Origin of the sequence: Gordonia sp. p3-SID1431 (assembly GCF_025143765.1) — a bacterium.
GTDB classification, from domain to species: domain Bacteria; phylum Actinomycetota; class Actinomycetes; order Mycobacteriales; family Mycobacteriaceae; genus Gordonia; species Gordonia hongkongensis.
Window position 1 is genome coordinate 45608 of the sequence record NZ_JAMBDT010000009.1, and the last position, 14858, is coordinate 60465.

General features: G+C 66.6%; 10 protein-coding genes. 3 read left to right on the forward strand and 7 right to left on the reverse strand.

Annotated features, from left to right (window positions below; genetic code table 11):
• Positions 1 to 14 precede the first annotated feature (14 nt).
• Positions 15 to 1283, reverse strand: coding sequence for a VWA domain-containing protein (locus M4D77_RS04335; protein WP_247451017.1), 1269 nt, complete (start codon positions 1281 to 1283; stop codon positions 15 to 17).
• A gap of 141 nt (positions 1284 to 1424) precedes the next feature.
• Here M4D77_RS04335 and M4D77_RS04340 point away from each other — a divergent pair, with 141 nt between their 5' ends.
• From M4D77_RS04340 to M4D77_RS04350, 3 genes are all read left to right on the forward strand, one after another.
• Entirely contained in the window at positions 1425 to 2144 is a 720-nt protein-coding gene (locus M4D77_RS04340; RefSeq protein ID WP_259935620.1) for an NrtR DNA-binding winged helix domain-containing protein, read from the forward strand.
• 125 nt (positions 2145 to 2269) lie between these two features.
• The gene (locus tag M4D77_RS04345; RefSeq protein WP_247451021.1) at positions 2270 to 3949 is read left to right on the forward strand and encodes a nuclease-related domain-containing DEAD/DEAH box helicase; all 1680 of its coding nucleotides are present in this window, start codon (positions 2270 to 2272) and stop codon (positions 3947 to 3949) included.
• An 86-nt stretch (positions 3950 to 4035) separates the two neighbouring features.
• The gene (locus tag M4D77_RS04350) at positions 4036 to 5637 is read left to right on the forward strand and encodes an alkaline phosphatase (RefSeq protein WP_259935621.1); all 1602 of its coding nucleotides are present in this window, start codon (positions 4036 to 4038) and stop codon (positions 5635 to 5637) included.
• A 67-nt stretch (positions 5638 to 5704) separates the two neighbouring features.
• Here M4D77_RS04350 and M4D77_RS04355 read toward each other — a convergent pair whose 3' ends face one another.
• The 6 genes from M4D77_RS04355 to nuoL form a co-directional block, all read right to left on the reverse strand.
• Positions 5705 to 7477, reverse strand: a complete 1773-nt coding sequence (locus tag M4D77_RS04355) for a penicillin-binding transpeptidase domain-containing protein (protein WP_259935622.1) — start codon at positions 7475 to 7477, stop codon at positions 5705 to 5707.
• 99 nt (positions 7478 to 7576) lie between these two features.
• Positions 7577 to 8503, reverse strand: a complete 927-nt coding sequence (locus M4D77_RS04360) for a serine hydrolase (RefSeq protein WP_078111828.1) — start codon at positions 8501 to 8503, stop codon at positions 7577 to 7579.
• A complete protein-coding gene (locus M4D77_RS04365) occupies positions 8500 to 9378 on the reverse strand; it encodes a LysR family transcriptional regulator (protein ID WP_259935623.1) in 879 nt (292 codons plus the stop codon). The genes M4D77_RS04360 and M4D77_RS04365 overlap by 4 nt, the downstream gene beginning before the upstream one ends.
• Before the next feature lie 191 nt (positions 9379 to 9569).
• Complete coding sequence (gene nuoN, locus M4D77_RS04370) at positions 9570 to 11342, reverse strand: NADH-quinone oxidoreductase subunit NuoN (RefSeq protein WP_259935624.1); 1773 nt, start codon at positions 11340 to 11342, stop codon at positions 9570 to 9572.
• Entirely contained in the window at positions 11342 to 12946 is a 1605-nt protein-coding gene (locus M4D77_RS04375; protein WP_259935625.1) for an NADH-quinone oxidoreductase subunit M, read from the reverse strand. Before M4D77_RS04375 ends, nuoN begins: the two co-directional genes overlap by 1 nt.
• Positions 12943 to 14856, reverse strand: coding sequence for an NADH-quinone oxidoreductase subunit L (nuoL, locus tag M4D77_RS04380; RefSeq protein WP_259935626.1), 1914 nt, complete (start codon positions 14854 to 14856; stop codon positions 12943 to 12945). Before nuoL ends, M4D77_RS04375 begins: the two co-directional genes overlap by 4 nt.
• Positions 14857 to 14858 lie beyond the last annotated feature (2 nt).

Here is a 14858-nt window from a genome sequence, read left to right on the forward strand (position 1 = left end):
ACAAGCGGACATCCTCAATGGCGTCGGCCACGCTTGCGGTTCGTCCGGTGGTACGAGGCGCGCATCGCCTTGGATGCATACACGCTGTCCAGGGCGCCTGCGCTGACTCCGAAGCGGTCGAGCATCGCGATCTCGTCGGCGATGGCCGCACGGTCCTCGGGACGAGCCTCCTGCATGGCGTACTCGAGCTTCTGACGCGATCGTGCGAGGCGCCGCGAACCGCCGTCGATGTCGCCGGCCTCGTACGCTCGGGAGGCCTCCAGCTTGTCCTGCTGACCTTCTTGGTAGAGACGCTCGGAGTACACCTTCGGGTCAGGGACACGGCCTGCAGCCTCGTCGCCAGGGACGACGTTCACGACGACGGGCAGCGACACCGTGTGTTCCACGAGGGACGCGGTCTCGACGTAGCGCAGCTGCAACGTTGCCAGTTCGGTCAGGCCGAGGGCGGAAATCGAACCGACCTTCATGCGCAGCAGCAGTTTTCGTTCCTCGAGTGCGTAGAGATCACCCAGCTCGATCATCACCTCACCATCGCCGATCTGGTGCGCGGGAAGATCGTTGAACAACGCGAGCTCGTGGACGCGCTGGTCGTATCGAACGGTCAAGGTGACCGCTTGCGCCGACTTCGAGAGCAGGCCGTCGACCTCACCCGCGATGGCAGCACCGGCGGCATCCGGATTATCGGCGAACACATGATTTCCGTTGCCGGCGCGCGAGATCGCCGACAGCAACGTTTCGTCGTACCCGCGGCCGTAGCCCATGGTGGAGGTGACGATCCCTTTGGATCCTGCTTTCGCCGTGATGCCCGCGAACTCGTCGACGTCGCGGATCCCGCTGTTGATGTGACCGTCGCTGATCACCAGGACGGTCCCGCCGCGGATACCGGCAGACTCCCCGGCGCGCCGTATCTCCTGCAGGCCGCGTAGATAACCCGACGACAAGTCAGTGCAACCGCCGGTTTCGATGGCCCTGATCGCGTCGACGGCGCGCTGCTTGTCCATCAACGACGACGCAGGCAGCGCCACCTGGGCCGTGTCGTCGAACGTGACGACGCCGAACACATCGTGCGGGTCGAGTTGGGCGACCACCCCGGCCAGCGCCTTCTTGGCGCCGTCGAGCGGCGCGCCGGACATGGAGCCGCTGCGGTCGAGAACGACCTGCAGGGCCGTCGGGGGCCGGTTCGCAGTCGGCGCCTCCGGTGCCACCAGCTCCACGAGAACCGTCAGCTCATCGGCGGATTCCAGGGCGACGACGTCGACATCGAGTGCGGCAGAGAGCTTCATGATGCTCCTTCGGTGGTGAGGTGGGCGTGTGCGCCCTGGAGAGGTGAGGCCCGTGCGGACGGCGGGGAAATGCGCCTTGAGACACCCTTTACGCAGGAATGCGATTAGTAGTTTGCGCGAATTCTCGCATAGTGTCAAGCGGTGGCTTCGAGATCGTCTGAACAATTGACTGACTATCCGCGCCCCAACGTCGCCGTCGACATCGCCGTGCTGACCGTCGCTGCAGGTGCTGTGCACGTTGTCGTACAGCGGCATCCCGACTCGGGGCGCGTGGCTTTGCCAGGTCGGTTCGTGAGGGAGCGACGTTCGGTCACTGACACCGTGCGTGAGGTACTTGAGCTGAAGCTGGGGCTCTCGCCCGATCACGTTCATCCGCATCTTCTGGCGGTGTTCAGTGATCCTGATCGAGATCCACGGGGCTGGACGATCTCGATCGCGCATGTGGTCGCGTTGGGAGCCGACGACCTGGGTGGGGTGACCGGAGAACTCGTCGAGGTGACGCCGGACGGGGCTCTGGCTTCAGGGGAGCGGCTGCTGTACGACCACGACGCCATACTGGCAGCAGCCACCGACAATCTGCGCGAGCGCTACGAGGACAAGCCCGACCCGGACAATCTGCTGCGGGAGCCGTACACCCTGTCAGAACTGCGAGAGCTTCACGAGGCGATCCTGGGGCGACGCTTGATGCGGGATTCGTTCAACCGGCGGGTCCAGCCTCTGCTGGCGCCGCAGACCGACGGCGACGGAAACCCGGTCACACGTGTCGCCGGCGGCCGTCCGGCGCGGCTGTTCGCGAAGGAGGCGCCGCCGACGGCAACCTTCGGATGGCGGTTGCCGAGTGCGGATCCGCCGGCTTTCTGATGCGAAAGAGTCTTCAAATCGCTGGTCCCTACCTGCGAGTCCTGCGCCCTGGTCCTCAGTGGGGGCAGGATGAGTGACAGTCGAGGTGTCGACGTAGATGAACCGCCTGGTGGAAGGGGAACGCGGTGGTGACAGTACTTCCTGCGACTCCGCGATTCGCGGCGTCGAGTGAAGAGACTGTGTTCAAGGCGATCGTCGGACAGTTGCTTGAGGACGACCTGCTGATCGTCGGACAGCGCGTCACCGACCACGCGAAGGATCACGAGATCGATTTCCTCGTTGCCATCGCCGGCGCCGGAATCGTCTGCGTCGAAGTGAAAGGCGGTGAAGTGTGGCACGACGGAACATCGTGGTGGCAGGAGCGGGCAGGGCAGTCTGCCAAACGTATCGACCCCGTCGGGCAGGCCCGCGGCGGCTGCTACGCACTGCGAGAGTTCGTCGAATCGGATCCGAGATGGACTCAGGGGCGGGTGAGATGGGATCACATGGCCGTGTTCCCGCACTCGGAAGTCGGGCCCGCGTTCGCGCTGGCGGACTGTCCGCGGTGGAAGATCGTCGACCGCAATCAGATTGAGCAGATATCGCCGCTGATTCGAGAGGTTCTGCTGCAGAAAGTCGGGAGCCTTCCGGTCCTCGACGGTCCCGGGATCGAGCAGCTCGCCACGGTGCTGAGCGGGCGTGGCCTGCCGCAGCGCGACGTTGTGGCCCGCGCGCTGGAGAACGAAGAGGTGGCCGACGCTCTGACCTCTCAGCAGGCTGTCATCCTACGGGCCGCCCATCAACTCCGTCGCGTCGAGATCCGGGGTGGCGCCGGAAGCGGCAAGACGTTCCTCGCCATCGAACAAGCTCGGCGTCTGGCGCGTGACGGACAACGTGTTGCGCTGGTTTGCTATTCACACGGACTCGCTTCGTATCTCGAGCGGCTCACCGCAACCTGGAGTCGCAAGGAACGACCCGCCTATGTGGGCGAGTTCCATGAACTGGGAATCACGTGGGGAGCCGCAAGCGGACCCGACGAGCAGGAGCGCACCAAGGCCGCGTCGGACTTCTGGGAGTACACGCTGCCGCAGCAGATGTACGAACTGGCCCAGGCGCTTTCGCCGGGCAGGCGATTCGACGCGATCGTGGTCGACGAAGCGCAGGACTTCGCCGACGAATGGTGGAAGCCGATGCTCGCCTGCCTGCGTGACGAGGACACCAGCGGGATCTTCGTGTTCAGCGACGAGGCCCAGCGTGTGTTCGCTCGGCAGGGGTCGCCGCCCGTCGACCTGGTGCCACTCGTCCTCGACCACAATCTGCGCAACACCAAACAGATCGCAGAGGCGTTCAAACCGCTCGTCGGACAACGGATGAGGCTCAACGGTGGCGACGGGCCGTCGGTCCGGTTCATCGCCTGCACGGCTGAGGAAGCACTCGGTGTGGCCGACGATCAGATCGACCCGCTGCTCGAGGACGGATGGCGCCCGGAAGACATCGCGCTGCTGACGACCGGCAGCCGACACGAGGAACAGAAGGCGCGCCAGTCGCAGGGAAACCGGGAGTACTGGTCGTCGTTCTGGGATGCCGAACAGGTCTTCTACGGTCACGTGCTGGGTTTCAAAGGTCTGGAACGGCGCGTCATCGTGCTTGCGCTCAACGAGGAGAAGTCGTGGGAGCGGTCACGCGAGCGGCTCTACGTCGGGCTGTCTCGGGCGCGTGATCAGTTGATCGTTTGCGGAGACCCGCAATTCGTTTTGGAGGTCGGCGGTCCCGAGGTGGCCCGGCGTCTCGTTCCATCAGGGGACGGAACGCGTAGATCTCGCTGATGTGTTGCCGCGCGCGAGCCGGACGGACGCCGAGACTTCACCTGCGCTTCACCAGCCATTGGAAGTGCTACGCCACGCTGGCGCCCATGGCCCGACCTCATCGAGCAGACCGTCCCACGTCCAGGCGCACGATTCTGCGGACTGCCGCTACGGGGGCGCTCCTCGTCCCGGTCGGGTCCGCGCTGGCAGCCTGCGGGTCGTCGAATCCTGGTTCGGCGACGCCGAGTCTGGTCAGAAACCGGCCGGTCCTCACCCACGGGGTGGCCACCGGCGAGGTGACCAGCGGAGGGGCGCTGGTGTGGGCGCGGTCGGACCGGCCGGCGACCATGATCGTCGAGACCGCATCGAGCGAGTCCTTCGGCGCTGCACGGAAATTCCGCGGACCGCAGGTGACGCCCGCCGGCGACGGGACCGGCCGACTGCGGGTGGCCGGCCTGGAGCCCGGCCAGACCGTGCACTATCGCGTCACCTTCGAAGGTGAGGACGGCGCGCTCTCCGAACCGGCGACCGGAATCTTCACGACAGCTCCGGTACGAGACGGCGACATCAGGTTCCAGTGGTCCGGCGACGTGGTCGGGCAGGGGTGGGGCATCAACCCCGATATGGGCGGGATGACCATCTTCGCCACCATGGCCGACCGTGATCCGCAGTTCTTCATCCACTCCGGTGACGCCATCTACGCCGACAACCCGGTCGAGGCGACTCAGGAACAGAACGACGGCAAGACCTATCGGAACATCACCAGTCCGGCGAAGGCGCAGGTGGCGCAGACCGTCGATCAGTTTCGTGGAAACTACGCGTACAACCTGACCGACGACCACTTCCGACGCTTCGTCGGATCAGTCCCGCAACTGGTGCAGTGGGACGACCACGAGGTCGTCAACAACTGGTTCCCCGGGGAGAGTCTCGAGGGGCAGGGCCGCGAGGGATACACCGAGATGAGCGTCGACGTGTTGGCGCGCAACGGACGTCAGGCCTGGCAGGAATGGCAACCCGTCGAGATCGGTGCCTCGGATCGTCTGTACCGCAGGGCGTCATACGGTCCACTGCTCGACGTCTTCATCCTCGACATGCGCAGCCACAAGGACCCGAACCCCGATGCGTGGTCGGGGGACAACGTCGACGGCTTGCTCGGTCCGGAACAGACCCAGTGGCTCATCGACGGACTGCGGGGTTCGACGGCGACCTGGAAGATCGTCGCCAATGACCTGCCGCTAAGCATCGTCGTGGCGGACAAGAACACGACACCGCCGGACGGTCCGAAGGCAATGGAAGCGGTGGCCCAGGGTGATGCCGGCGATCCGCTTGGTCGTGAGATCGCGTTCTCCCGCATCCTGTCTCAGACGAAGAACGTCCGGAACGTGGTGTTCCTGACCGCCGATGTCCACTACACCGCCGCGATCTCCTACGAGCCTGACCGCGCCGGCTTCAAGGATTTTGCGCCGTTCTGGGAGTTCGTCGCCGGACCGTTGCACGCCGGTGCGTTCCCGGAGAGCCCGTTGGACAGCACATTCGGTGCCGAGTACCAATTCGTCCATGCACCTACCGGGTCGAATGTGTCACCGGCGGAGGGGTTTCAACACTTCGGCGAGGTGACGATCGACGGCAGGACCAAAGTGTTGAGCGTGGATCTGGTCGACGCGTCGGGCAAGACCCTGTACCGAAAGGACCTCGAGCCGGCGTCGTGACGACCCGTTGACAGAGTGCGGGATTCGTCCCGGAATCCGGTACCTTTCCCGCACTTTGCGGAAGCGCTCACTCGCTCAGCGGCCGCAGGAACTCTCCGGTCACCTCGACAGCGGGTGCGGACGACCCGCCTCCGACGACGAGCGTCGCGAACGCGAGGTCCCCGACGATGCCGGCGAACCAGCCGTGCGGGTTCTTGTTGTCGCCGTACTCCGCCGTGCCGGTCTTTCCGCCGAGACCGGGGATGTCGCGGAGTGCGGTGGCCGTGCCGCGAGTGACCGTGTCGCGCATCATGCTTCGGAGTGCACGAGTGACGTCGCCCGGGATCTGTTGCGGTTCCACGTCTCCCGTCGTGTCCCTTCCGCGAACCAGGCCGGGGGTCACGGTCTCACCGCGCGCGAGGCTCGCCTCGGCCAGGGCGAGACCGAAGGGGCTGACGGTCACCGTACCCTGACCGATGCCGTTCTCGACCCGCAACGCTGGTGAATCGGCGCGGGGCACCGACCCGGTGACGGTCGTCAGGCCCGGAACGGTGTAGTCCGCGCCGATGCCGAACCGTCGTGCCATGGCGGTGAGCGCGTCGTCGGGCAGCCTGTTCGCGAGGGCGCCCATCGTCGTGTTGCACGAGCGCGCGAAAGCTGTTGAAAGTGCCACGGTCCCGAGGTCGAAGTCGTCCTCGTTCGGGATCGTCCGACCTTCGATCGTGGTGCGGCCAGGACAGCGGACCTGTGACGTCGGTTGCACGGCTCCGGCGTCCAGTGCTGCTGCGGTCGTGATGGTCTTGAACGTCGAACCCGGAGGGTAGAGCCCGGACAGTGAGACCGATCCCGACCTGTCGGCGGCGTCGTTCTGCGCGACGGCGACGATGCCCCCGGTGGACGGCTTGATGGCCACGACCATGGCAGGGCGTCGTTCGCCGTCGACGGCGAGTTGTGCTCGGGTCTGGACATCGCGATCGAGGGTCGTGCGTACCGGTGGCGTGACACCGGGTTGCGCTGAGTCGACGAGATGAGTGGGTGTGCCGTCGGCGCCGACGATCTGGACGGACCACCCCGCCGTGGCGTCGATGTGCTCGCGCCAGATCTCCTCGAGTCCCGACATCGCCGGCGAATGCAGTGCTCTGGTGGCGCTGAGCAGCGCGCCTTGCTCGCTGAGCGCGACACCCGGAATCGACTCCACCGAGCGCCGGACGCGCCGGAGATCGGACTCGCGGAGCCGGATCACCGTGTGCTGCGGCGCATTGTAGCCTGCGAAGGCCGCGCGGATACCGGCGGCGGTCATACCGGGTTCGACGGGTCGGAGGGCGCGGGCGAGCATCTCCGCCGAATCGAGTTGCGCGCGTTGCAACGCGACCAGGGTGACGGCCTGCCAGGTCATGAGCGGCCGATCGTTGGTGTCGAGGACCGGCGTCCGGTAGGCGCGATCGTCGGTGTACGAGAACGATTCCCCGGCACGGAGTTGCCGGTGCAGGACGGAGGGCTGCCACCGGATCTTCCATTGGGAATCCGACTCGGCGAGAACGACAGAGGTCTGATACTCGACGCTCCGATCGCGGATCTGCCAGCGATGGTCGAGTGTGCCGCTGACCTCCTTGTCGTCGACCAGGTCGGCCGCGACCGAGAGCTTGGGCGTGCGGCCCATGCCGTCGAACATGGCGGTGATCGCCGCGCCTGCCGCGGCCGGATCATCGGTGAGGGCCGCGGCCCTGGTGGCATCGCCCTCCTGCAGCGCGGCCGCGAACGACCGTAGCGCGTCCTCAGGTGAGTCTGAGGGCAGGAAGCAACCCGACACCGTGCCCACGATCACCGCACATGCACTCACCAGTGCCCACCATCGACGCATGACCCGAGCCAACCCATCGGGACGAAGCGATGCCAAGTTTCGGCACGCGATCGGCCGATAGTGGTTCGCTATCGTCGCTGTTCCTGGGCGAGTTTCCGCTCAGTCGTCCGGTCTTCGGAGTTCGGTGACGATCACGCGGGCCACCTCTCCGATGGCGCGGTCGACCTCGGGTAGCGCCATCTCGGATCTCGCGCTCATCGTGAACACCGCGACCGCGATCGGCACTTCGCCGGGGAACTCGATGACGCCGATCTCGTTGCGAACGGCGACGAGCGTGCCCGTCTTTCCCGCGACGCTCACCCGTCGGAACGGAAACCCCGAAGCGAGGCGCGAGGTGAAGACCTGTTTCCTCATCGTCTGGCGAATGAACTCGCACGACGCCGCGGACGCTGCGCGATCGGTCCAGATTGCGTCGAGCAGCGTCGTGCAGTCGCGCGGTGTCGCGGCACTGGAGTAGGCGGCGTCGTAGGCGCTGACCGAGGCGTCGAAGTCGGGATCGGCCAGGGCGGCGAACGCCTCGGCAACGGTGCTCGTGCCGGTCTCCCGCTGCAGACGTGCGTGCGATTCGGCGACACCACCGACGATGCGGGTGTGCGTGAGGCCGAGGTCGACCAGGTCGTCGTGGATCTGCGGCAGTCCGATGTGGGCGAGTATGACGTCGGCGGCGACATTGTCCGAGACGGTCATCATCGACGTGGCCAGGTCACGCCAGGACACGGCCACCGGGTCCGAGAACAGTGCGAGCCCGGTCGGGCCCTGCGCCCACCGGGTGGGATCGATGGTGATCGACGCCGTGAGATCGATGTCGCCGCGATCTGCCATCCGGCACAGGGAGACCAGCACCGCGAGTTTGTACACCGACGCGAGGACGACCGGGGTGTCGGCGTCGTGGCAGTACTCGACCGGCGCCGGACCGATCGTCCGAACATGCACGCACCCCGAACAGCCGGCGTCGGCGAAGGTCTCGTGGACAGCGCGGTCGAGCTCGGTGCGGACCGACTCGGGCAGGGGCGCCGACGAGCTCACGTCGCTTTGCCGATCCGGTAGAGGGCGGCGGTGACGACCTCCGCCACCTCGCTGAGGCCGGGTTCGCGGTAGACGACGCGAAGGCGCAGCGCGGTGGCGTCCGGTCCGACGGACAGGCAGCGAACGGCATCGACCGCGGCGAGGACACCGCGATCGACGGTCAGCGCGAAGGCGTGCCCGGCGGCGACCGCGGCCAGCAGTTGGTCGGCGGAGGTCACCGTATTCAGCTGCGGGTCGAGGCCGGACTCTCGGAGCCGGTCGATCAGCTGGTCGTGCGCAGGCGGGTTGAACGACCGTGGCGTGTGGCAGAAGCGCAGCCCGGCCAGGTGACGCAGGCGCGGCCGATCGGCGGACGCTGTCGGATGCGAAGCAGGCACCACGACCGAACGCTTGAGGACGACGATCGGGCCGGTGCTCAAAGAGCCGGTGACACAGGGCGCTTCGACAACCGCGAGGTCTAGTGACCCGGCCGACACCTGTTCGATGAGATCGACGGTCGAGGAGCTGATCGTGTCCTGTCCGGACGCGACCCCGGCGATGCGGCGTGCCAGCGTGGCCGTGATCGTCGGGCCGACCAGTGATGGGATACCCCAACGCAATACCTCGGTCCGCTCGTGGAGCCGACGGGCCTCGCCGACGAATCTCGAAGCGTCGTCGACGAGTAGACGTGCGCGCGGAAGCAGTTCGCGTCCGGCATCGGTGAGTTCGGCGCCGCGAGTTGTACGTCGGATGAGTTGGAGTCCCAGCTGCTTCTCCAGGCGACGCAGACCCTGCGACACCGGCGGCTGCGTCATCTCCAGGCGGGCCGCGGCCTCGCCGAAGTGGCCCTCCTCGGCCACGGCGACGAAGAACCGCAAGTGCCTGATCAGATCCACGGGTTCCAGGATGGCATGGTTGCACCCGGGAAGGCTTCAGCTGGGAAGTGACCACACACAGCGCCTGACGTTGGGGCAGTATGCGTCGCATACCGGACCCAAATGCCCCAACTCGACGCGTGACCGTGCACGATCCTGCACAACTCCGCAGTGGTCGACGTTTCGTTGACGGATCCGTTCCTGATCATCTGTCAGCGCAAGAACACCGCTGCCGCGTCGGCGAGGTCGAGCAGCGGTTGCGGAAAGATGCCGAGGGCGACCGTCATCAGAGTGCACAGGGCGATGCCGGTCGTCGTCAGCACACTGGGTTTCACCACGTGCGGGGCGCCGGAGGTGGGAACGTCGTCGAAGAACATGGCGACGATGATGCGGACGTAGACGTAGGCGGCGATGGCGCTGCTGATGACGCCGATGACCACTAGGACGCCGCCGCCGGAACCGGCTGCTGCGGCGAAGACGTCGAACTTGGCGATGAAGCCACTGGTCAGCGGGATGCCTGCGAACGAGAGCAGGTACACCGAGAACATGGCGCCCACCAGCGGGTAACGGCGCCCCAACCCCGACCACTGGGTGAGGTCGGTGGCCTCGCGGCCGGACAGGTGCGGGTTTCGCGGCAGCGGTGCCGTGCCGTGGATGGCGACTGTACGGGCGGACGGACTGGAGTCGGTGTCGGGCTCGCGGATGACGGCGACGGTGGCGAAGGCGCCGAGAGTGGTGAACGCGTAGGCGGCGAGGTAGAACAGCGTGGCGCCGAGTCCGGCCTCGTCGAAGGCGATCAGGCCGAGCAGGATGAACCCGGCGTGCGCGATGGACGAGTACGCGAGCATCCGCTTGACGTCGTTCTGGGTCACCGCCATGACCGAGGCGATGACCATCGACGCGATGGCCACCGCCCACAACGCGGGTTCCCATTGCTCACGCAGGCCCGGGAAACCGACGTAGAAGACCCGGAGCAACGCGCCGAAAGCGGCGACCTTGGTGGCGGCGGCCATGAACGAGGTGACGGGCGTCGGAGCGCCCTGGTAGACATCCGGAATCCACGAATGGAACGGCACCGCACCCACTTTGAAGAGCAGGCCGACGGCGAGCAGCGCCAGCCCGATGAGTGCGAGCGTGGTGTCACCGCCGCTGTCGGCGGTCGTCGAGATCGACGCACCGATCGTCGAGAGGTTCAGCGAACCCGTGGCGCCGTAGACGAAGGCCGCTCCGAACAGGAAGAACGCGGACGAGAAGGCGCCCAGCAGAAAGTACTTCAGGGAGGCTTCCTGCGAGATGAGGCGCCGGCGCCGGGCCAGTCCGCACAGCAGATACAGCGGGAGCGAGAACACCTCCAGCGCGATGAACATCGTGAGCAGGTCCCCACACGCCGGGAACAGCATCATCCCGCCCACCGCGAGCAGGGCCAGGGGAAAGACCTCGGTCGTCACCGCTCCGGCGCGGGTGGCCTCGAACTCGGCATCGGTGTTGGGTACCGAGGCACCGGAGGGGGTGAACATGTCGGCGTCCACACCGCCACCGGCCGGGCCGCCACGCGTGATCGCGTCGTCTCCGCCGCCGACCCCGGCGAGCCTTCGCATCGTCACCGGTGCGACCACTCGCTCGAGTCGGCGCTCGGCCATTAACCCGACGGCGATGACCGCGATGATCAGCAGCAGCCCTTGTAGATACAGCGCCGGTCGGTCGATCACGACCGCACCCGACATCGCGAACTCGCCGTTCGCGCCATCGTGTGTCTGCGCGACCGCCACCGCGATCAGGGCACCCAACCCGACGACCAACCCGCCGAGCGCGAGCGAGAGTTGCAGGGGATACCGCAGACGACGCGGCGCGAACGCCTCGACGAGCACCCCGACGACCCCGACGCCGAACACGATGAGCATCGGTGCGAGAGATGCGTATTCGACGCTGGGGGTGTCGATGGCGGCCAGCGTCATCGGACCGTCGACGAGGGTGGTCGATGTCATCAGTTGCCCTCCGGATCAGACTCGGCGACGGCCGGTTCCGGCGCCTCGACGCCGACAGTGGTGAGCGTTGCCTGTACCGCCGGATCGATCAGGTCGATCATCGGCTTCGGATACACCCCCAGCGCGATGAGGAGGGCGAGCAGCGGAGCGACGACCACGAGTTCGCGACCCGCCAGGTCCCGCATCGACGACAAGCGGTCGCCGGCCGGTTTCGTCGGTCCGCCCATCATGCGCTGATAAGTCCACAGGATGTAGATCGCCGACAGGACGAGCGCCGAGCAGGCGATCACCGCCGCCACCGGGTAGCGGGTGAAGGTGCCGATGAGAACCAGGAACTCGCTGATGAACGGGGCCAGCCCCGGGAGCGAGAGGGTGGCGAGCCCGGCGACGAGAAAGGTGCCGGCGAGGACGGGCGCGACCTTCTGCACGCCGCCGTAGTCGGCGATCAGGGTGCTCCCACGACGTGATACGAGGAAGCCGGCGATGAGGAACAGTGCGGCGGTGGAGATCCCGTGGTTGACCATGTAGAGCGTCGACCCGGTCTGGCCCTGGTCGGTCATCGCGAAGATGCCGAGGATGATGAAGCCGAAGTGCGAGATGGACGTGTAGGCGATGAGCCGCATCACGTCGGTCTGTCCGATGGCCAGAACCGCGCCGTAGACGATGCTGACGACCGCGAGTCCGCAGACGAGGGGCGCGAAGTACTGGGACGCGTCCGGGAACAGTTGCATGCAGAATCGCAGCATCGCGAAGGTCCCGACCTTGTCGATCACGGCCATCATCAGCACCGCCGAGGCGGGCGTGGCGGCGACGGCGGCGTCGGGCAACCACGAATGCAACGGCCACAGCGGCGCTTTCACCGCGAAGGCGAACAGGAAGCCGAGGAAAAGGAGTTTGGCCAACCCGGTCGAGTCATCGATCTGTCCGCTCGCGACAGCTGCGGCGATGTCCGGCAGCGCGAACGTCCCGCCACCGTCTGGGCCCACCCCGTCCTGGGCGGTCACCACGTAAAGTCCGATCACCGCAGCCAGCAGAAGGAGTCCGCCGAAGAGGTTGTACAACAGGAACTTCACCGCGGCCGCCGATCGGTTGGGTCCGGTGCCGAACCCGCCGATCAGGAAGTACATCGGGATGAGCATCGCCTCGAAGAAGATGTAGAACAGCAGCACGTCGAGCGCGACGAAACTCATCAGCACCATCGCCTCGGTGGCGAGGAACAGCGCCAGGTAGATGTGCGGGCCCTTCTGCGCGCGCCCACCCGAATTGTCCAGCGAGCCAGCCGACTCGGCATCGCGCCAGCCGGCCACGAGCAGCAGGGGCAGGAGTGCCGCGGTCAGGAGCACCAGGACGAGTCCGATGCCGTCGAGCCCCAGCGCGTAACGCGTGCCCAGCGCCGGTATCCAGCTGACGTCTTCGACGAACTGGTAGCGCTCGCCACCGGGATCGAAACCGGCCGCGAGACCGATCGAGAGGACGAGGACAGCCACTGACACCACGAGCGCGAACCATCTCGCCGCGGTCGCCCGGTGCGCCGGGACCGCGAGGACAAGGGCCGCGCCGACGGCGGGCGCAACCCAGAGGATGGTCAACCACGGGATGCTCACAGGACGTTCACCGCCATCACCAGGGCCACGATCACGGTGGTACCCGCGAACATCGACAGGGCATACGACCGGACATAACCGTTCTGCCACCCGCGTATTCGACGCGACGCGCCGGTCACCGCATCACCGACACCGCTGGTGAGCGCGTCGACGCCATCGGACTCGACCGCGACGAGGCCGGCGGTGACCCGCTGGCCCGGCCGCATCAGGAACTCCTCGTTGACGGCGTCGCCGTACAGATCGCGGCGAGCGGCGACGGTGAGCACGGATACGTCCTCGGGCGCGGTCACCGGCACCGGTCGAGTCGCGTACTGACGGTAGGCGACAGCCACGCCGACGGCGACCACGAGCAGGATGATCGCCGTCATGGCCCACACCGGGACGAGATGGTGCTCGGTGTGTTCTCCGACAACGGGTTCGAGCCACGTCTCCAGCGATCCGCCGATGGCCAGCAGGCCGCCCGATGCAACGGAGCCGAGCGCGATCAGGATCATCGGGCCGGTCATGACACGCGGCGACTCGTGCGGGTGAGGTGCCGGCGCGTGCGTGCCGTCGTGCCAACGCTTCTCGCCGAAGAAGGTGAGCAACATGACCCGGGTCATGTAGAACGCGGTGATCCCGGCGCCGAGAAGTGCTGCGCCACCGAGGATCAGACCTTTCGCTCCACCCGCTCCGAACGCGGCCTCGATGATGTGATCCTTCGAGTAGAAGCCCGCGAACGGCGGCACACCGATGATCGCGAGATACCCGACGCCGAAGGTGACGAACGTGATCGGCATGAGGGCGCGCAGTCCGCCGTAGCGACGCATGTCGGTCTCGTCGTTCATCCCGTGCATCACCGAACCCGCACCGAGGAACAACCCCGCCTTGAAGAACCCGTGGGTGAGGAGGTGCATGATGGCGAACGCGTAACCCGCCGGACCGAGCCCGGCGGCCAGCACCATGTACCCGATCTGGCTCATCGTCGACGCGGCGAGCGCCTTCTTGATGTCGTCCTTCGCGCAACCGATGACGGCACCGAACAACAGGGTGACCGCGCCGACGACCACGACCCCGACCTGGGCGGCGGGGGCGAGGTCGAAGATCGGGCCCGAGCGCACGATGAGGTAGACGCCGGCGGTCACCATGGTCGCGGCGTGGATCAGCGCCGACACCGGCGTCGGGCCCTCCATCGCGTCGCCCAGCCACGACTGCAGCGGCACCTGCGCCGACTTGCCGCATGCGGCGAGAAGCAGCACGAAACCCAGTGCGGTGAGTGTCGTCTCGCCTGCCTGGGAAGCACCGTCGAACACCGCGGTGAAGGCCACTGAGCCAAAGGCGGCGAACATGATCATCAGGGCGACAGCGAGTCCGATGTCGCCGACCCGGTTGACGACGAATGCCTTCTTGGCTGCGGTGGCCGCCGACGGCTTGTGCTGCCAGAAACCGATCAGCAGGTACGACGCGAGTCCGACGCCTTCCCAGCCGAGGTAGAGACCCAGGTAGTTGTCGGCCAGGACCAGGACGAGCATGGCCGCGAGAAACAGGTTGAGGTAGGCGAAGAATCGGCGACGATCTGGATCGTGCTGCATGTAGCCGATCGAATAGACGTGGATGAGCGAGCCGACGCCGGTGATCAGCAGGACGAAGCACATCGACAGCTGGTCGAGGAGAAACCCGAAGTCGACCTGGAGCTCGCCCACCGGTACCCAACTGAACAGGACGTCCGACACGACGCGGTCGTCAGCAGATCGGGACACCATGCCGGTGAACATGATCAGCGCCACCGCGAACGACGCGATCGCGAGGCCCGTCCCGAGCAGATGCCCCCACCGGTCCGTGGCGCGACCACCGAGAAGGAGGATCGCCGCACCCAGGAGCGGCAGAGCCGGGATCAGCCAGAGCAATGACGCAGTGAGTTCGGCGTTCACCA